Here is an 18,822-nt window from a genome sequence, read left to right on the forward strand (position 1 = left end):
ATCGGTGTGGGGCTAGCTTCCGAGCAATCTATTGAAACCTTTCATAGTCGACTTCCTGGTCGGCCCCGCAGACCCGATCGGTGCTACCCCATGAGAGAGCCTCCCGTCCTGGCCGTACAGGGACTCGACAAGTCCTTCGGGGCCGTGCGCGCCCTCCACGGCGTCTCCCTGCAACTGCATGCCGGGGAGGCGCACGCCCTCGCCGGCGAGAACGGCGCAGGAAAGTCCACCCTCATCAAGACACTGGCCGGGGTCCACCGGCCGGATGCCGGAACCGTGCTGCTCGACGGCGAGCCCGTCGTCCTGCACGGCCCCGGAGACGCCCGCGATGCCGGGGTCGCGGTCATCTACCAGGAGCCCACCCTTTTTCCCGACCTGACCGTCGCGGAGAACATCTTCATGGGGCGTCAGCCCCGGCGCTCCCTCGGCCGTATCGACCACAGGGCGGTCGACGCCGCGGCCGCCGCGCTCTTCGCGCGGCTCGGCGTCGACCTCGCCCCGGACCAGCCGGCGCGTGGCCTGTCCATCGCGGACCAGCAGATCGTCGAGATCGCCAAGGCACTCTCCTTCGACGCCCGCGTACTGATCATGGACGAGCCGACGGCCGCTCTCACCGGCAGCGAGGTGGCCCGCCTCTTCGCCGTGGTGCGCACCCTGCGGGAACAGGGCGCCGCGATCCTCTTCATCTCGCACCGTCTGGAAGAGATCTTCGAACTCTGCCAGCACGTCACGACCCTGCGCGACGGCACCCTGGTCGCGAGTGAACCGGTCGACGGCCTGACCGAGGACGACCTGGTACGCCGCATGGTCGGCCGCGACCTCGACGAGCTCTATCCCAAGCAGGTCACGGACATCGGCGAGGTCGCGCTGAGCGTGCGCCGGCTGACCCGTGAAGGCGTCTTCACCGACGTGTCGTTCGACGTGCGCCACGGCGAGATCGTAGGCCTGGCCGGGCTCGTCGGAGCCGGCCGCAGCGAGGTCGCCCGCGCCGTGTTCGGCATCGACCGGTGGGACGCGGGCACGGTCGAGGTCGAGGGACGCGCCCTGGTCAACGGCGCCCCGAGCACCGCGATGGCGGCCGGGCTGGCCCTCGTCCCCGAGGACCGCCGGGCTCAGGGCCTGGTGATGGACATGTCCATCGAGCGCAACATCGGACTCACCGGACTTCGGACGACCGCCAGGGCCGGACTCATGGACCGCCGTGCCGAACGCAGTCGCTCGCTCGACTGGGCCGTGAGACTTCAGGTCAAGTACGCGCGGATCGCCGATGCCGTCGGCACGCTCTCCGGTGGCAACCAGCAGAAGGTCGTCCTCGCCAAGTGGCTCGCCACCGGCCCCCGGGTGCTGATCGTCGACGAGCCGACCCGCGGTATCGACGTCGGCACCAAGGCGGAGGTGCACCGGCTGCTCTCCGGACTGGCGGCGGACGGCGTCGCGGTACTGATGATCTCCTCCGACCTGCCGGAGATCCTCGGCATGGCGGACCGGGTCCTCGTCATGCACGAAGGGCGCCTCACCGCGGAGATACCGCGCGACGAGGCGACCGAGGAGTCCGTGATGGCGGCGGCGACCGGGAGGGCGGCATGACCGTGACCACACGGACACCGGCGCCCGCGGTCGACCCGGGCAGGGCGGGCGGCACCCGTCTGGTCGACCGTGTGTTCAAGATGCGTGAACTCGCCATCCTGCTGGTCTTCCTGGTGATGATCGGCGTCACCCAGGCGGGCAACAGTGAGTTCCTCTCGGAACAGGGCATCAAGGACCTGCTCCTGAACGCCACCATCCTGGTCCTCGTCGCCACCGGCCAGGCACTGGTCGTCATCACGAGGAACGTCGATCTGTCCGTCGGTTCGACACTCGGCATCAGCGCGTTCGCCGCGGGCGACTACCTGCACGGCGGGGGAGGTCCGGTCGTCGCGATCGTGCTCGCCGTGGCGCTCGGTGTCGGCTGCGGTCTGCTGAACGGAGCCCTCGTCAGCCTCGGTCAGGTGCCCGCGCTCGTCGTGACCCTGGGAACGCTCTACGTCATCCGCGGGATCGACTCGATCTGGGTCGGCTCACGGCAGATCACCGCGGCCGATCTGCCGGGCGGATTCGTGGACTTCGGATCCGGCGGGATCTCCGCGGTGCCGTATCTCGCCCTGATCGCACTCGGCGTCCTCGTCCTGGTCGCCTACTATCTGCGGCACTTCGGCGGCGGGCGCGAACTCTACGCGCTCGGCTCCAATCCGGAGGCCGCGCGCCTGGCGGGCATTCCGGTACGCAGGCGGATCCTCGCCGCCTACACCGCGTGCGGGGCCATCGCCGGACTCGCCGGCGCCCTGTACCTCGCCCGCTTCGGGAACGTCGACTCCGCCACCGGCAACGGGTACGAACTCACCGTCGTCAGCGCCGTGGTGGTCGGTGGTGTCGCCTTCACGGGGGGCTCCGGGAGCGTCTACGGCGCCGCGCTCGGCGCCCTGCTGCTGACCTCCATCAACAGTGTGCTGCCCGCCCTGGGCGTCAGTTCCGTGTGGGTGCTCGCCATCAACGGCGTACTGCTCGTCCTCGCCATCGCCGTCGACCGGATCGTCGCCCTGCGCGTCGCCGAGGCACTGAAGAAGAGGAACGCCCGCCATGGCTGACACCTCCCTCACCCGCGCGATCCGTTGGGACACCGTGGTCGGTGCGCTCCTGGTGGTCCTTCTCCTGATGTCGTTCTCGTTGGTCGACGGCTTCGGGAACGCCCTCAACCTGTCGTTCCTCATCGGCAACACGCTGCCGATCGCACTGATAGCGCTCCCGATGACGCTCCTCGTGGTCTCCGGGGAGATCGATCTCTCGGTGGCCTCGACGGCGGGGCTCTCCGGAGCGGTGATGGGCGCCCTGTGGAACGCCGGGATGGCCATCGAGACGATCATCCCGCTGTGTCTGGTGCTCGGCGTCGTCTGCGGGCTCGTCAACGGCCTCCTCGTGACCCGGCTGGGACTGCCCTCGCTCGCCGTCACCATCGGCACCATGGCCGCCTACCGGGGCATCGCGCAGATCATCCTCGGGTCGGACGCGGTCACCGATTTCCCCTCCCAGTACCTGGACTTCGCCACAGGACGGATCGGCGGCACGTTCCTCCCGTACGCCTTCCTCCCGTTCCTCGTCCTGCTCGCGATCGCGGTGGTGGTGCTGCACGCGACGCCGTTCGGACGGTCGCTCTTCGCGATCGGAGCCAATGAGGAGGCCGCACGCTTCGCGGGGATCCGGGTCAAGCGGCACAGGCTGTGGCTGTTCGTCCTCACCGGCCTGATGGCCTCGCTCACCGGCGTCTTCTGGGCCCTGCACTACGCCAGCGCCCGTTACGACAACGCCACCGGCCTCGAACTGTCCGTAGTCGCCGCCGTGCTGCTCGGCGGAATCGACTTCGACGGCGGCAAGGGGACGCTCGGCGGCGCGATCGCCGGTGTGTTCCTGCTCGGAGCCCTGCAGAACGCGATGAGTCTGCTGAACGTCTCCGCGCAGTCGCAGATCGTCGTCACCGGCGTCCTTCTCGTGGTGTCCGTGCTCGGCCCGCGCACGGCTCGCCGGATAGCCACCGCACGGGCCGGCCGGCAGGCCGCCACCCCCTCGCTCTGACCCTCACGTACTGCCCGAAAGGGGCCCACGATGTTCTCACCCGCACTCCGCCGTGCCTGTGCCGCGCTCGCCGCCGTCACTTCGCTCACCCTCGCTGCCACCGCCTGCGGCGGCACCACCAAGGACTCGGCCAAGAGCGACGACACCGGCACGGCCTCGAACGCCAAGGCCGACCCCGGCGCGGCGACCAAGAAGGGTCTGACCGTCGCGTTCCTGCCCAAGCAGGTCAACAACCCGTACTTCACGAGCGCCGACAAGGGCGGTGAGAAGGCGGTCACCGCACTCGGTTCGACGTACAAGGAGACCGGCCCCAACAGCGCCACCGACACCAGCGGCCAGGTGAGTTACGTCAACACGCTCACCCAGCAGCAGGTCGATGCGATGGCCGTCTCCGCGCAGGACCCGGGTGCGCTGTGCACCGCACTCAAGCAGGCCATGAAGAACGGCATCAAGGTCGTCACCTACGACTCCGACACCAAGCCCGACTGCCGCAATGCGTTCGTCTCACAGGCGAGCGCCGAGGCACTCGGCCGCACCGAGGTACAGCTCCTGGGCGAACAGCTCGGCTACAAGGGCGAGATCGCGATCCTGTCCGCGGCCCAGACCGCGACCAACCAGAACACCTGGATCGACTTCATGAAGGACGAGCTGAAGGACCCCAAGTACAAGGACATGAAGCTGGTGAAGGTCGCGTACGGCAACGACGACGCCCAACAGTCCTTCCAGCAGACGCAGGGACTCCTCCAGGAGCACCCCAAGCTGGCCGGGATCATCTCCCCGACCACCGTCGGCATCAAGGCCGCCGCACAGTACCTCTCGGGCTCCAAGTACAAGGGCAAGGTCGCGCTGACCGGTCTCGGCACCCCGAACGACATGCGCAAGTACGTCAAGAACGGCACGGTCAAGGGCTTCGAGCTGTGGGACCCGGCCAAGCTGGGTGAGCTCGCCGCGCACACCGCGGTCGCCCTGTCGTCGGGGCAGATCACCGGCAAGGCGGGGGAGACGTTCAAGGCCGGCGACATGGGCACCTTCACCATCGGCAAGGACGGCGTGATCGACCTCGGCAAGCCGACCGTCTTCGACGCGAAGAACATCGACGACTACAACTTCTGATCACCGCGGCCCCGTCGGGCGCCGGCCCGCGGGAGAACAGAGGAGGTCCCGGGTGCGCCCGGCCGGCATACGGCTGCCAGGCGTATGCAGGGACCTCCGTCGGCAGGTGCCTGGCACCGGCCGGACCGACCCCGTGCCGCCGTGGGAACGGTGCGGCGCTCAGGGACGCACCGGCAGGCCGTGTACCGCGAAGTCCGCGCGAACCACCTTGCCGGACCGCAGCAGTTGCCGCTGGACCGCCGGAGGCCGTCCGGTGGATGTGACCACGATGGTGAGGTGGCCCTCGGGCAGACCGGTCGCGGCGTACTCGCCCCGCTTGTTCGTGAGGGTGCTCACCAGTTGGCGGCCCCTGCCGTCCATGACGGTCAGCACGGCGCCGTGGACGGGCAGCCCCTCGGGGTCGCGGACGGTGCCCGTGAGCATGGGCACCGGTTCGCCGAAGTGGTGGCGGTGGACCGGTAGCGCGTTGGGCACCGGTGTCTCCAGCGCGGGGTCCTCCACCGGAGGTTCTTCGACATCCGCCCGCGCCACGCCGTTCGCGTCCCGTACGGCGGCGCGGTTGCGCAGCCAGGCGTCCAGGCCCAGCAGGGCGACGCCCGTCACGAACCAGGCGCAGAGCGTCAGCACGGGCTTCACCACTCCCGCGCCGTGGAAGTACAGGGCTCCGCGCAGGGCGTCGACGGCGTTCGCCAGCGGCATCACGGTGTTCACGTGCTGGAAGAAGGGCGGCAGCAGTGCGGCGGGCGCCACGCCGCCGCTGGTGGGAATGCTCAGCACGATGAACAGACCCATGCCCACCGCGGGGAAGAACTGCCGCGCGAAGGGCGCCAGTCCGGAGGCGAACGTGGCCACTGCCGTGGTGAGCAGGAAGGCGATCGCCATGGCCTCGGGCCTGTCGGCGGGGAGGTAGCCCAGCCCCACGCCGACGAGAAAGCCGGTGACGCTGAAGAGGGCCGCGGCGCCCGCGATGGTCAGCAGCTTCTTCCGCCGGTTGAGGGTGACGGCCCGCAGCAGGGTCGTGGCGAGGATGTAGCCGGGAACGCTCCAGGCGATGCCGAAGTAGACCAGGGTCGAGCCCATGGCGTCCTTGGGCGTGGTGGGCGCCAGATCCCTGACCGTGAGCGGGTGGTGGTTCTTGGCCGCGACGGAGGTGAAGGTGTTCGTCAGCACCGTTTCGAGCGACATGCCGTTGGCCTTGGCCACGTACAGCACCGAATGGGTTCGGCCGGCGACGAAGCCGGCCACGGCGTCCCGGTTCAGCACTGCCTGCCGGGCCGCTCGGTCGTCGGCCGCGGCGGTGACGTCGAAACCGTCGGGATGCTGTCGCTGCAGGGCGGCGTCGATCCGGTGCTCGGCGGCCGGGCCCGCGACGACCACCTTCGCGTGGTGCGGCTGCGGCGCGTGCAGGGCCGGGGCGAAGCAGAACAGGAAGCCGAGGAAGAGTACCGCCGGGAACCAGAGGGTTTCCGCGAGGATCCCGGCCGTAGCGGTGCGTTCGCGTGCGTTCGGCGGTGTCGCCGATCGCCCGTCCTTCGCATCCGTGGCGCCGTCGCTCCGCGGTGCCGCTTCCAGGGAATCCGTATCTGTCCCGCTCACTGTGCTCTTCTCGCGGTCACGTGGTGGCTCGACGGCCACCTAGTTCTTGTACCGAAAGGTACGTTTATCAAGGTGTCACATTACGTGTACCGACCGGTACAGTCAAAGAGTGCCCCGTCCCGTCAATACCGAGAAGCGAGCCGAGCTGCTGGAGCAGGTCCTTCGGTACCTCCAGGACCACGGCCTCGCGCAGATGTCGCTGAGTCCGTTGGCGGAGGCGATCGGCACCACCAAGCGGATGCTCCTGTACTACTTCGAGAGCCGGGAGAACCTGATCGCCCAGGCGCTGGCCGCGGCCCGCCCCGACGCGCACGCGATGTTCGACGGCGTGCGCGACGCCGAGGATCTGCGCCGCGCCGCCTACGGTCTGTGGGAGGCGATCACCGAGGGGGAGCAGTCCGGTCCGGTCCGCATGCTGCTCCAGCTGCTCAGCCTGGCGGGCACCGACCCGGGGCAGTACGGGAGTCTGGCTGCCGACACCGTCGAGGTGATGCTCGGCCCGGTCACCGCGGCCTTCGAGCGGCTCGGTCATCCCGTGCCGGAGGCTCAGGCCAGGGCCACCCTTCTGGTGTCGGGTCTGCGCGGGCTGTGCCAGGACCGTCTGGTCACCAAAGACGTCGCGCGGACCGATGCGGCCGCCCGCCGGATCATCGAGGGTGTCGCCGGCGGCTGACGTCGGGCGCAACGGTCCCGGGTCGACGCGGCAGGGAAACGCCGGTGGGCACCGCGGAGTGCGGGGGGCCCGGCCCGTGACGGGCGGGGCCCGTTGGCCGGGCCGGCCGCCGGAACGCTGAACCGGACCACGCCTGCCGGGCTTCTGGTCGTGCACCGGCATCGCTGTCAACTCGCCCGCCCGGCGCCGCGCTTGAGTGGCTCCGGGCCTGCCTCACCCGATTGTCTTCACGCTTTCGTCACTTTTTCTGCACCTGGTCTTTGCGTGATGTGTAGGCTCCAGACGCTCCATTCGCACCACTGGGGGGAATTTCCTCGTGCGCATACGCACTGCCGTATCGACTGCCGTCGCCGCCGGGGCCGTAGCGGTCCTCGCCACCGCTCCCGCGCAGGCGACCGAGTACTCGTCGGCGCTGAAGGTCAAGGGTGTGCAGTACGACGCGCCCGGCTCGGACTCCAACAAGTGCTCCACCGGCAACACCAAGAACGAGTACCTGACGATCAAGAACTACTCGTCCACGGCGACCGTCAACCTCAAGGGCTACGTCGTCAAGGACGCCACCGGCAACCGTTTCGCCTTCACGGCCGGTCATTACCTGCAGCCCGGCGACTACATCAAGCTGCGCGGGGGGCACGGCACCGATTCCGACGCCAAGAACGTCGTCTACCGCCAGAACTGCAACTTCATCTGGAACAACGACAAGGACACCATCTACCTGTACAAGCCGTCGGGCGGCCGGGCCGACGTCCACTCGTACACCAGGAGCGGTTCCGATCGCGACCACAACGGCTATATCACGTACCACGGCTGACGCATCGTCACGTACGTGCTCGTGACACCGACGGCGGAGGGTGGACGCCCTCCGCCGCCGGTCGGGGCGGTACCGCCCGCTGTCATCCGGCGCGAGCGGCCGGTCGGGCCGCGGGGGAGTACGGCGCGGGCGCGCCGCCCGGCAGCGGTCCGCCGGGCCGGCCGCACACGGACCGTGGCGCCGAGGCCGAGGATGGCGTCGGAGGAGTGGGCGGGCCGGGACCCCCGTACGGGCTGTCACCCCTGTCCGTGCGGTGGTGCGGTCCTCGTCCGTGGCGGGCTCCCGCCCGGTCGCGGGAGCCCGTTCCCGCCACCCCGTTTGAATGATCAAAAGAGCAGGTGGTTAACATATGAGCACCGCCTAGCTCGAAAGATAAACCTGTGACTGTCAATGACGACTCGTTCACCAACTGGAAGCACCGCGAAGAGATCACGGAGTCGATGATCCCGATCATCGGGAAGCTGCATCGGGAGCGGGACGTGACGATCCTGCTTCACAGCCGCTCCTTGGTGAACAAGTCGGTGGTCAGCATCCTCAAGACCCATCGGTTCGCCCGGCAGATCGCCGGCGAGGAACTGTCGGTCACGCAGACGCTTCCGTTCCTGCAGGCTCTCGCCGCGCTCGACCTCGGCCCGTCGCAGATCGACATCGGCATGCTGGCCGCGACGTACCGGACCGACGTCCGCGGTCTCTCGGTGGAGGAGTTCACCGCCGAGGCAGTGGCCGGCGCCACGGGTGCCGACAAGATCGAGCGCCGCGAGCCGCGTGACGTCGTCCTCTACGGATTCGGCCGGATCGGCCGCCTCGTCGCCCGGCTGCTGATCGAGAAGGCCGGCTCCGGCAACGGTCTCCGGCTGCGTGCCATCGTCGTCCGGCAGGGCGGCGACCAGGACATCGTCAAGCGCGCCTCGCTGCTGCGCCGTGACTCCATCCACGGTCAGTTCCAGGGCACGATCACCGTCGACGAGGCGAACAGCACGATCATCGCCAACGGCAACGAGATCAAGGTCATCTACGCCGGCGACCCGACCGACGTCGACTACACGGCGTACGGCATCGACAACGCCATCCTCATCGACAACACCGGTAAGTGGCGCGACCGCGAAGGCCTCTCGAAGCACCTGCGCCCCGGCATCGACAAGGTGGTGCTGACCGCGCCGGGCAAGGGGGACGTCCCCAACATCGTCCACGGCGTCAACCACGACACGATCAAGCCGGACGAGCAGATCCTGTCCTGCGCGTCCTGCACCACCAATGCGATCGTGCCGCCGCTCAAGGCGATGGCTGACGAGTACGGCGTCCTGCGCGGCCATGTGGAGACCGTCCACTCGTTCACCAACGACCAGAATCTGCTGGACAACTACCACAGCTCCGACCGCCGCGGCCGCTCGGCGCCCCTCAATATGGTCATCACCGAGACAGGTGCCGCCTCCGCCGTCGCCAAGGCGCTGCCCGACCTCAAGGCTCCGATCACCGGCAGCTCGATCCGCGTCCCGGTGCCGGACGTCTCGATCGCGATCCTCAGCCTGAGGCTCGGGCGCGAGACGACCCGCGAGGATGTCCTCGACTATCTCCGCAACGTGTCGCTGACCTCGCCGCTCAAGCGCCAGATCGACTTCACCAGCGCGCCCGACGCGGTCTCGAGCGACTTCATCGGCTCGCGCCACGCCTCCATCGTCGACGCCGGCGCCACCAAGGTCGAGGGCGACAACGCGATCCTCTACCTCTGGTACGACAACGAGTTCGGCTACTCCTGCCAAGTCATCCGCGTCGTCCAGCATGTCTCCGGGGTGGAGTACCCGACCTACCCGGCCCCGGCGGTCTGATCCACCAGGATCGTGCGATCCGCGTCCCGGCAGGCGGGACGGCGGTGGGGCGGCGGCCGATCCGGATCGGCATCCGGTCGCCCTCCCACCCCCGGCCGTCTCCGGCGGCGAAGCGAGCCGTACGGTCGGCCGTCACCGCGAGGCCTGCGGCGACGGCGTACAACCGCCCGGGGCCGAGCGGGGCGGCAGGGGAGCCGCCTGCCCGGGCCCGTGTGCTGTCACCGGGAGGCGCCGTCTAGGGTGCGGGCATGGCATCGCAGGCATACCTCTCCGAACTCTTCTCGCTGGACGGCCGGGTCGCCCTGGTGACCGGTGGCAGTTCCGGCATCGGCCGGGCCATCGCCGGGGCCCTGGCCCGCGCCGGGGCGAGCGTGGTGATCGTGGCGCGCAAGGAGGCACAGCTGGCCGCCACGGTCGACGAGCTGGCGGCGGACGGCTGCCGGGCGGCCTGGGTGAGCGGCGATCTCGGCACCCGCGACGGCGTGCGTGCGGTGGCGGAGCGGGCAGCCGAAGTGTTCGGGGAGCCCGACATCCTCGTCAACTGCGCCGGAGTGAACCTGCGGCCGCCGATGAGCGAGCTGGGCGAGGAGGTCTGGGACACCACGATGGCGGTGAACCTGGAGGCGCCCTACCTGCTGGGGCAGCGGTTCGGGCCCGGCATGGCGGAACGCGGCTTCGGGCGGATCATCCACGTCACTTCCCAGCAGGCACATCGGGCGTTCGTCCAGAGCGGCGCCTACGGAGTCTCCAAGGGGGCTCTGGAGTCGCTGGCCCGCTCCCAGGCCGAAGCGTGGTCGCCACACGGTGTCACCTGCAACACGCTGGTCCCCGGCTTCGTCATGACCCCGCTCAACGCGCGGCTGTCCTCCGACCCGGAGAAGGCGGCGGCACTGGCCGCGCGCACGATGGTCGGGCGGAACGGACTGGCCGAGGACTTCGCGGGCGCGGCGGTCTTCCTGGCCGGCCGCGGCTCCGCGTACGTCACCGGACAGTCGCTCTGCGTCGACGGCGGATTCTCCGTGCACTGAGCCGCGCTCTGCACACCGGGCCGGATCCGGCCCCGTTCGCCCGGACGCGGGCGATCGTCGACCGGCCCGCACGTACAGTCACGATGGGCTCATTCTCCCGATGCCGCGAGTTCTCGACGGCAGGGGGCACGGAGTCGGTTCATTGCTCCACCTGGCGGCATGTGGACGCCCGGCCGTCGACACGGTGACGGTGCTCGGGCCCCATCGCCTCGGCGTCCGGGCCGACCGGCGGGTCAACGGTGGGGGCCGCGACGCGCACCGTTCGGGCACTCGCGCGATCCGCCGCCGGCCGGCGCGTCAGGGGGCTGCGCCGCCCGACGGAGACGATGCCCGGCCCTCACACCGCACTTACGGTGGTGGGATGGCAGTGATCAACGGTTGGAGACAGGGAGCGCGAGCCCGGCCCGGCGCGGTGGACGCGCTGGTGTCGGCCGTGCTGTTCCTGCTGTCGGTGGTGGCTTCCGCCGTCGTGCCGGACGAGCACCGGATCTCGTTCCGGTGGCCGGGCGTGGTGCTGGCGGCGATCGGTTGTTCGGCCCTGATGTGGCGACGCCGCCACCCGTTCGGCGTACTGGCTGTCGCGGTTGCCTGCGGGGTCGCCTTTCAGGTGCTCGGATTCCGGGAGAGCCCGATCGTGGCAAGCCCGGTGGACGTGTCGGTCTACACCGTGGCGGTGCAGACCGACCGGCGTACCAACTGGATGACGGCATTGGTCACGGCCGCCCTGCTCGTCGGGACAGCCGTGGTGTTCACCCCGGGGTCGTGGCTGGAGCCGGAGAAGGCCGTGATGATGGCGTGGACGGCTCTGGCCGCCGCCATCGGGGACGCGGTGCGGTCACGCCGCGCCTATGTGGCGGCTGTCGAGGAACGGGCCGAGAACGCGGAGCGGACCCGTGAACAGGAGGCACAGCAACGGGTGGCTGCCGAGCGGGTCCGGATCGCGCGCGAGCTCCACGACGTCGTCGCGCACCACATCGCCCTGATCAACGCTCAGGCGGGCGTCGCCGTCCATCTCGCCGAGGAGCGGCCCGAGCAGACGCTCGCCGCCCTGGAGAACATCCGGGACACCAGCCGATCGGCGCTGGACGAGCTGCGGGCGACCGTGGGTCTGTTGAGGCAGTCGGGTGACCCGGCGGCGCCGCGCGACCCGATGCCGGGTCTGACCCAGCTGCCGGCCCTGCTCGCGTCGTTCGAAGGCGCCGGGCTGGCGGTCAGACACAGCCAGCGCGGGATCAGTGAACCGTTGACGCCGGCGGTGGATCTGGCCGCGTACCGCATCGTGCAGGAGGCGCTGACCAATGTGCACAAGCACGCCGGCGCGGACCACGCCCGGCTGTTCCTGCACTACCGCCCGGAATGGTTGACGATCACCGTCGAGGACGACGGGCGCGTCGGACCGCACCACCGATCCCAGCAGGGGACCGGTCACGGGCTGATCGGGATGCGCGAGCGGGCTGCCATCGTCGGGGGCACGCTGAACGCGGGAGCCCGCCCGCAGGGCGGCTTCGCTGTGACTGCCGACCTGCCCCTGCGGACCGGCCCGGCGACGGGCGGGCCGGCAACGGACGGACCGCCGAGGAGTGATGGGTATGACGATTCGCGTACTGCTCGCCGATGACCAGGCTCTGCTGCGGGGCACCTTCAGGATGCTTTTCGACGCGGCGGAGGACATGGAGACCGTGGGCGAGGCGTCCAACGGCCGCGAGGCGGTGGAGCTGGCCCAGGCACAGCATCCGGACGTGCTCCTGATGGACATCCGGATGCCCGAGATGGACGGTCTCACCGCCACGCGGCTGATCGGCGCATCGGAGGATCTCGCGGAGGTGAAGATCCTCATCCTGACCACCTTCGAGGACGACGAGTACGTCGCCGAGGCGCTGCGCGCGGGCGCCAGCGGGTTTCTCGGCAAGGGCGCGCGGCCCGAGGAGCTTCTCGACGCCGTCCGCACGATCGCCGCAGGCGAGGCGCTGCTCTGTCCGTCGGCCGCCCGGGCGCTGATCACACGCTTTCTGACGCAGCCGGAAACCTGTCCGGCCGCGATGCACGAGCGGCTGGAGGGACTGACCCCGCGGGAACGCGATGTCCTGGCACTCGTCGCGCTGGGCCTCTCGAACGACGAGATCGCCGATCGCCTGTTCATCAGCCCGCTCACCGCCAAGACCCATGTCAACCGTGCCATGACCAAGCTGGACGCCCGTGACCGGGCCCAGCTCGTGGTCATCGCCTATCAGTGCGGCCTGGTCAGCCCGGCGACGGAGCCGTCCCGTCCGTCGACACCCGTGTAATCGCAGGTAGAGGTATGCGCGGCGTTCTGTCTCGGCCGTAGACCCGGGTGATCGGTACCGCGGGCGTGGTACCCGCGAATCGCTGCACGGGGACGATGCGCGAAGGGCCGGTTCCGGGCGAGAGTAAGGAGGTGAACGGAGGTTTCGCAATGATCGAAGCCCACAGCCTTACGAAGAGGTACGGCGGCAAGACAGCCGTCGAGGATCTGTCCTTCACGGTCCGTCCCGGCACCGTGACGGGGTTCCTCGGTCCCAACGGGGCCGGCAAGTCCACCACTATGCGACTCATTCTTGGCCTGGACGCTCCCACCTCCGGGCATGCCACTGTCAACGGCCGTCCTTACGCACTCCACGAGGCGCCCCTGCACGAGGTCGGGGCGATGCTGGAGGCCCGCGCCGTGCATACCGGCCGTACCGCTTACCACCACCTGCTGGCCCTGGCCGCCACCACGGGCATCCCCCGTCGGCGCGTGAACGAGGTCATCGACCTCGTCGGCCTGCGCGAGGTCGCCAACAAGCGGGCCGGCGGATTCTCCCTGGGCATGGGGCAGCGTCTGGGGATCGCCAGCGCACTGCTCGGCGATCCCGCCACGCTCATCCTCGACGAGCCGGTCAACGGCCTCGACCCGGAGGGCATCCGGTGGATCCGGAACCTCCTCAGGAGCCTCGCGGCGGAGGGGCGCACGGTGTTCGTCTCCTCGCATGTGATGAGCGAGATGGCACTCACCGCCGAACACCTGGTCGTCATCGGCCGCGGCCGGCTCATCGCCGACACCTCGGTCGACGAATTCACCCGCAGCGCGGCCCGTTCCGTGGTGCGCGTGCGCTGTCCGGACAGCTACCGGCTGACACGTCTGCTGGCCGGACCCGACGTCACCATCACCACCTGCGCTCCGGGGACTCTGGAGGTCGTGGGCCTCACGAGCGACCAGATCGGCATCGTGGCGGCCGGCCACGGGCTCACCCTGCTCGAACTCTCTCCTCAGCAGATTTCCCTGGAGGAGGCGTTCATGGAACTGACCCGGGACGCGGTCGAGTACCGCGCCGACACCGCCGACGAACCGGTCGCAGCAAGGAGCGCGTCATGACCACGACCCTCACGCGCCCGCTCGGCCCGGCAACGCGGCCCGGCAAGGTGACCCTGCCGCGAGTCCTCAAGTCCGAGTGGATCAAGCTGCGCACCGTGAGCTCCACGTCGATCACCCTGCTCACCGCCGTGGCGGTCATGGTCGGGCTGGGCATGCTGGTCAGTCACCTGCGGGCGGCCGACATCAGCGCGGGGGACATGGCGCACTTCAACGGAGCCGAAATCAGCCTGGCCATGTACCGGCCCGCTCAGTTGGCCATCGGAGTCCTCGGAGTCCTGGTGTTCACGGGCGAGTACTCCACCGGAATGATCCACGCCACCTTCACGGCCGTGCCCGGGCGACTGCCCGTTCTGGCGGCCAAGGCCGCCGTCTTCACCGGCGTCGTCCTCGTCCTGATGACCGCGGCCTCCTTCGCAGCCTTCTTCGGCGGCCAGGCCGTCCTGTCCTCCGCCCATCTGTCCACCCACCTCTCCGACCCCGGCGTCACCCGTGTGGTCTTCGGAACCGCCCTCTACCTCACCGTCGTCGGCCTGCTGGGCGTCGCCCTGGGCGCCATCGTCCGCAGCTCCGCGGGAGCCATCGCCACACTGGTGGGCATCCTGCTCGTGCTGCCCGGACTGGGGGCCCTGCTCCCGTCCGACTGGGCCCAGCACATCAACCCCTACCTGCCCAGCAACGCCGGACAGGCCGTGCTCCTGGTCGTCCCCGATCCCGCGATGGCCCCCTGGACGGGCCTGGCGCTCTTCGCCGGATACACAGCCGTCCTCCTGGGTGTCGCCGCCTGGCTCCTCCAGCGCCGCGACGCCTGACCGGAGCGGCAGGGCCGTAAGGACGGCCCCCCGCACACTCTTCCCCGCCGGAGACGACACCCCCGCCCCATGGCGGAGCGGTCCGGCACGCCGGAGCCCCCTCGGGTCCATCCCGCCGCCCCTCACCATTGCCACCTCCCTGGTTGCCGGGCCGGCGCACCGTCGACCGGACAACGTCCGCCGTGGACATCAGCGAGCACGACCGTGCAGACGTCCACCCCCCGAACCCCACGACCGCGCGCACCGCGCGGCTCCCCGCAAGGAAAGGACACCCACGCCATGTCTACTTCGCCCCAGGAATGCCGCACGGTCCGCGAGCTTCTTGCCGGATATGCACTCAGCTCTCTCGCACCCGAGGAGACCGCTCGGGTCCGTGCCCACCTGACGACCTGTCCCGCCTGCCGGGACGAGCACGACTGCCTCGCGGCGGTCTCGGCGCACCTGCCGATGCTGCGCGACGCCCTGGCCCGTGACACCGGCCGGCGGCAGCAGGCATACGTGCCGGCCCCGGCCGAGGGCAGCCACCTCTCGCGGCACCAGCCCCGTCGGCGCCGTCCGGCCCGTGCGGTACTGGCCACGCAGCTCACGCTCACCCAGCTGGTGAGCAGGATGCGTGCGTCGGGCGAACCGTTGGAGCAGGCGGGCAGGAATGCCCTGGGCCCGATGGCGATAACCGACGGGACGGAAGGCCGGGCCGCGCCTCAGCCCCTTCACCGGGTGGTCACCCCCTGGCCGGCGGCCTCGTGACGAGGCGGACCGGCCGGGCCGTGCGGCCGGACGGATCTCGATCGCCCGGAGGCGGTGGACGCGGCAGCGCCGGGCCCGAGCAGGGCCCACGACCGGCAGCTTGACCACGGCGACAGACCGCTGGGGCCGGTGGAATCCGCGGCCCGTGCGAGCATCGGACCGTCGCCCCCGCAACCATCGTCAGCTTTCCCCAGGACCGGCCGGAATCCTGCGATCCGGACCGATGGCCGATCGGATCCCGATCTCCGGCAGTGCGCAACCGGCATCGTGGAACCGCCCCGCCCCGCGCGAACGCCCGGGACCGGAACACTCACCATCAGGCCCACCCGATCCGCACGGCAGGCTCTTACGCACCGTCCGGTGCGGACCGCCGGAGCGAGACAGCGCACCTTTCCTTCGCCCCCGGGCAACGGCCCCGAAAGATCCGCCCGCCCGTGGTTCGATCGCCCGGCCCGCGGCTCGCGAACCCCGGTGGTGGACCGAAGACTTGCGGCGAGCCCGACGAGACACCGGAGGAGAGGCCCCGGCCGTACGCCGGAGTTGGTACCCCGCCCCGCTGCAGACTCCGACCGGCGCGTGCGTCCGCGACGTAGGAATCCAGGCTGACAACCACGCCCCTCAAGCGCTCTTGGACCTCGCCCGTGAAGACCTCCCCGCGGTACAGCAGGCGCTGCCCCGGGTCCATATCGACGCCGGGTCGTCGATGTCGACCCTGCTGATCAGCTACGACCAGAGGCGTCGCCGATCTCACCGGCAGCCATGCTTCCCTCGACTTCCGCCGCTCTCACATTCCCGCTCCCTCGCGAATCCACTGCTCGAGGTTGATGCCGCCCAATTCCTTGGGGACTTCTTCCGTAAGAGCTTCGACCGGGCCGAAAACTGTTCCTGAGGAGCCGTCCAGGATGGTGTTCTCATCGATCTTGGCCTTGAAGGAGTTCTCGTCCACCACCGCATTCGTCAGGCTCACCGTCGAGAAGAATGGTTGGGAAGATGATGTCATCCGGTATCCGTGAGGGCTGGGCGCCGCGCGGATTCCCTGCCGACTGAGCCAGCGGATGTCGGCTCGAGCGGCGGGTGGTCGAGGCGAGTGGGCATGCAGTCGTTTTCAGACCTGCCGGCGCACCTGGACGGGTTGGAGAAATCGACCTCACGAGCTGGTTCGTTGCCACGATCGTGTCGGGCGTCCTTCCTCGTCCCACTCGAATTCAGCGAGCGGAGTCCTGCCGTCTTCACTGTTGATCGTCCTCTTGGCTAGGACTCCGTTGTCATGCCAGCGTTGGAATTCGCCTGAAACGAATCCCATGCGCATTGTTCCCTCCGCCCGTACATTGCCACTCTTGTACCACTCGTGGAACGGGCCGTCCTTGTATCCATCGGTGTATGTCACCAAACTGACTCGGTGCCCGGCGAGGTATTCCTCTGCCTCACCGGTGAAAGGTTCTCCGTTGTGAAGGAGGCGATGGTCGAAGTCGATCTCCACGTCGGGATCGTCAATGTCGATACGGCGCATATCGGTCACCATGGTTGGTAGTTCGTGTTCATGTCTGCCGGCCATCCGGTGAAACGTCCGAAGCCGCTCGGTACGTCATGCAACATGTGGGCACAGTTCACGCAGAATGGGGCTCTCCGAGGCGGCACTTTGTTCCCCAGGGCATCGACCTCTTTCATGAAGGGGAAATAGACGGAGGCTTTCATCTCGGCCAATGCGCCGGCATCGTCCGGCAGGCCCAACTTTTTGCGCTCCCATAGCAGTTGATTCGCCGCCTTCACCTCGGCGTGTTCAAGCAGCGGTGCCGGGTGCGGTGGATTTCCGGCGAGCTGATCGTAACGCTCGGCAAGCGTCGGATGCAGTTCGTCAAGGGGGATGAGAGCGTCACCTGGACCGTTGATTCCTTCGTACACGAGCCCTGTGCGCTGGTCCAGGATGGCGCCGACGCACTGTCCCGTCTGTGTCTTCGGGAAGGCTCCAGTGTTCTTTGCATCTATGTAGACGTGGGTCCTCTCTCGCGAGAGTGCCTGCACATAGGCATCAACGCTGTGACCGTCGACATGGGTTATCAGCCCATGTTGTCTCTGGACGCGGGCCTCGTCGAGTTGCCCCAAGAGTTTGTCGCCAGGGCCGGCGGCAGGCAACGGAGCGTTGTCTTCGAAAGCGCCCGTGGCCTTGTAATCGTCGGGAACTTCGTGAAGGTGGTCCGGGATCTCGGGCGGCGAGGAACTGCTCCCACCGGGCCCGTCATGGGCGCCCGGCCCGTCGTGGCCGCCAGGGCTGTCAGGTCCGTCTCCATGGCCGTGGCCGTCACCACCCGGACCATCGCCGTGGCCACTCGTCGACCCGTCACTGTGGCCAGCCGTTGCGTCGTCGCCGTGGCCGCCGCCATGGGGCGGTTCGTGGCCGGCTGAGGGGCCGTGGCCGCTGCCGTTGGGGGGTTCGTGGCCGGCTGAGGGGCCGTGTCCGAGGTCGTCGGCGTGGCCGCCGGGGAGGTTGTCGCCGGCGTGGCCGGTGGGCAGGTGGTCGCCGGCCACGCCGCCGGGGAGGTGGTTGCCCGCGTTGCCGCCGGGGGTGTGGTCTCCGATGTTGGTGCCGGGGAGGTCGTCGCCGATGCGGCCGACGTCGCCGAGGTCGGAGCCGAGGTGGATGACGTTGTCCCCGGTGTTGCCGCCGATGTGGGCTGTGTTGTCTGCGGTGTGGGCGCCTGCGCCGACCAGCACGGGTTGCCTGTCGGGGGATCCGGTGTGCGGGATGTCCGCGCCGGCTGTGTCCGGGTCCGGGTGGATGTCCGGGGAGGGTTCCGGGTGGGCGTCCGCGGCGTGCTGGACGACGTTGCCGTTCTCGTCGAGGTAGTTGCCTTCGCCGTCGAAGTAACGGGCGGGGGCGCCGGGTTCGGTGGGCAGTTTCGTGGCGCCCTCGGGCAGGGCGGGCACTCCGTCGGGGATCTTGATGTTGCCGTCGGGGAGCTTGATCGCCCCGTCCGGGACCGCTGCCCCGTCGGGCAGGTGCACCGTCCCGTCAGGCAGGTGGAACGAGCCCTCGGGAAGGGTGATCGCGCCCTCGGGGAGGGTGGGGATGTCGATGGTGCCGATGCCTTTGAGGCCCTTGGCGATGTCACCGATCTTGGAGATGCCGGCGCCTGCGCCCTTGGCTATGTAGGTCATCGGGTCGATGAATTTGCCGGCCTTGCCGGCGACGGAGAGGACCTTGGCGACGGCGCCGGCTTTGCCGGCTCCGGCTGCTGCGCC

General features: G+C 69.3%; 16 protein-coding genes and 1 pseudogene. 13 read left to right on the forward strand and 4 right to left on the reverse strand.

What is annotated here, in order from left to right:
- Positions 1-90: 90 nt before the first annotated feature.
- From ACFVXE_RS34180 to rhaS, 4 genes are read left to right on the forward strand one after another with little or no spacing between them, the layout of a single operon-like run.
- Positions 91-1,587 (forward strand): sugar ABC transporter ATP-binding protein, encoded by a 1,497-nt coding sequence (locus ACFVXE_RS34180; RefSeq protein WP_389677116.1) that lies wholly within the window; start codon positions 91-93, stop codon positions 1,585-1,587.
- Entirely contained in the window at positions 1,584-2,624 is a 1,041-nt protein-coding gene (locus ACFVXE_RS34185; protein ID WP_389677117.1) for an ABC transporter permease, read from the forward strand. Before ACFVXE_RS34180 ends, ACFVXE_RS34185 begins: the two co-directional genes overlap by 4 nt.
- On the forward strand, positions 2,617-3,606 hold the full coding sequence (locus ACFVXE_RS34190) for an ABC transporter permease (RefSeq protein ID WP_389677118.1): 990 nt from the start codon (positions 2,617-2,619) through the stop codon (positions 3,604-3,606). The genes ACFVXE_RS34185 and ACFVXE_RS34190 overlap by 8 nt, the downstream gene beginning before the upstream one ends.
- 30 nt (positions 3,607-3,636) lie before the next feature.
- Positions 3,637-4,719 (forward strand): rhamnose ABC transporter substrate-binding protein, encoded by a 1,083-nt coding sequence (gene rhaS, locus ACFVXE_RS34195; RefSeq protein ID WP_389677119.1) that lies wholly within the window; start codon positions 3,637-3,639, stop codon positions 4,717-4,719.
- Between the two features lie 159 nt (positions 4,720-4,878).
- Here the strand turns inward: rhaS and ACFVXE_RS34200 are convergent, their stop codons facing one another.
- A complete protein-coding gene (locus tag ACFVXE_RS34200; RefSeq protein ID WP_389677120.1) occupies positions 4,879-6,315 on the reverse strand; it encodes a carboxypeptidase regulatory-like domain-containing protein in 1,437 nt (478 codons plus the stop codon).
- A gap of 109 nt (positions 6,316-6,424) precedes the next feature.
- On the opposite strand from ACFVXE_RS34200, the gene ACFVXE_RS34205 reads away from it, so the two are divergent.
- The 9 genes from ACFVXE_RS34205 to ACFVXE_RS34245 all read left to right on the forward strand — a co-directional run bounded on the left by ACFVXE_RS34205 (position 6,425) and on the right by ACFVXE_RS34245 (position 15,582).
- Complete coding sequence (locus ACFVXE_RS34205) at positions 6,425-6,988, forward strand: TetR/AcrR family transcriptional regulator (RefSeq protein ID WP_389677121.1); 564 nt, start codon at positions 6,425-6,427, stop codon at positions 6,986-6,988.
- Between the two features lie 316 nt (positions 6,989-7,304).
- The gene (locus ACFVXE_RS34210; RefSeq protein ID WP_389677122.1) at positions 7,305-7,799 is read left to right on the forward strand and encodes a lamin tail domain-containing protein; all 495 of its coding nucleotides are present in this window, start codon (positions 7,305-7,307) and stop codon (positions 7,797-7,799) included.
- Positions 7,800-8,179: 380 nt separating this feature from the next.
- Positions 8,180-9,625 carry a glyceraldehyde-3-phosphate dehydrogenase gene (locus ACFVXE_RS34215; RefSeq protein WP_389677123.1) on the forward strand — a complete coding sequence of 482 codons (1,446 nt, stop codon included), beginning with the start codon at positions 8,180-8,182 and terminating at the stop codon, positions 9,623-9,625.
- A 248-nt stretch (positions 9,626-9,873) separates the two neighbouring features.
- Entirely contained in the window at positions 9,874-10,653 is a 780-nt protein-coding gene (locus ACFVXE_RS34220; protein WP_389677124.1) for an SDR family NAD(P)-dependent oxidoreductase, read from the forward strand.
- A 361-nt stretch (positions 10,654-11,014) separates the two neighbouring features.
- A complete protein-coding gene (locus ACFVXE_RS34225) occupies positions 11,015-12,271 on the forward strand; it encodes a sensor histidine kinase (protein ID WP_389677125.1) in 1,257 nt (418 codons plus the stop codon).
- On the forward strand, positions 12,243-12,938 hold the full coding sequence (locus ACFVXE_RS34230; protein ID WP_389677126.1) for a response regulator: 696 nt from the start codon (positions 12,243-12,245) through the stop codon (positions 12,936-12,938). The genes ACFVXE_RS34225 and ACFVXE_RS34230 overlap by 29 nt, the downstream gene beginning before the upstream one ends.
- A 149-nt stretch (positions 12,939-13,087) precedes the next feature.
- A complete protein-coding gene (locus tag ACFVXE_RS34235) occupies positions 13,088-14,026 on the forward strand; it encodes an ABC transporter ATP-binding protein (RefSeq protein ID WP_389677127.1) in 939 nt (312 codons plus the stop codon).
- Positions 14,023-14,835: an ABC transporter permease gene (locus ACFVXE_RS34240; RefSeq protein ID WP_389677128.1), complete on the forward strand. Its 813-nt coding sequence runs from the start codon at positions 14,023-14,025 to the stop codon at positions 14,833-14,835. The genes ACFVXE_RS34235 and ACFVXE_RS34240 overlap by 4 nt, the downstream gene beginning before the upstream one ends.
- A 279-nt stretch (positions 14,836-15,114) precedes the next feature.
- Positions 15,115-15,582 carry a zf-HC2 domain-containing protein gene (locus ACFVXE_RS34245; protein ID WP_389677130.1) on the forward strand — a complete coding sequence of 156 codons (468 nt, stop codon included), beginning with the start codon at positions 15,115-15,117 and terminating at the stop codon, positions 15,580-15,582.
- Between the two features lie 784 nt (positions 15,583-16,366).
- Here ACFVXE_RS34245 and ACFVXE_RS34250 read toward each other — a convergent pair.
- From ACFVXE_RS34250 to ACFVXE_RS34260, 3 genes and pseudogenes are all read right to left on the reverse strand, one after another.
- On the reverse strand, positions 16,367-16,582 hold the full coding sequence (locus tag ACFVXE_RS34250; protein WP_389677131.1) for a hypothetical protein: 216 nt from the start codon (positions 16,580-16,582) through the stop codon (positions 16,367-16,369).
- Positions 16,583-16,729: 147 nt separating this feature from the next.
- On the reverse strand, positions 16,730-17,092 hold the full coding sequence (locus tag ACFVXE_RS34255) for a toxin-antitoxin system YwqK family antitoxin (RefSeq protein ID WP_389677133.1): 363 nt from the start codon (positions 17,090-17,092) through the stop codon (positions 16,730-16,732).
- A gap of 5 nt (positions 17,093-17,097) precedes the next feature.
- Positions 17,098-18,822: pseudogene (locus ACFVXE_RS34260) on the reverse strand (hypothetical protein); the annotation flags it as partial.

Origin of the sequence: Streptomyces sp. NPDC058231 (assembly GCF_042882275.1) — a bacterium.
In the GTDB taxonomy this organism is placed as follows: Bacteria; Actinomycetota; Actinomycetes; order Streptomycetales; family Streptomycetaceae; genus Streptomyces.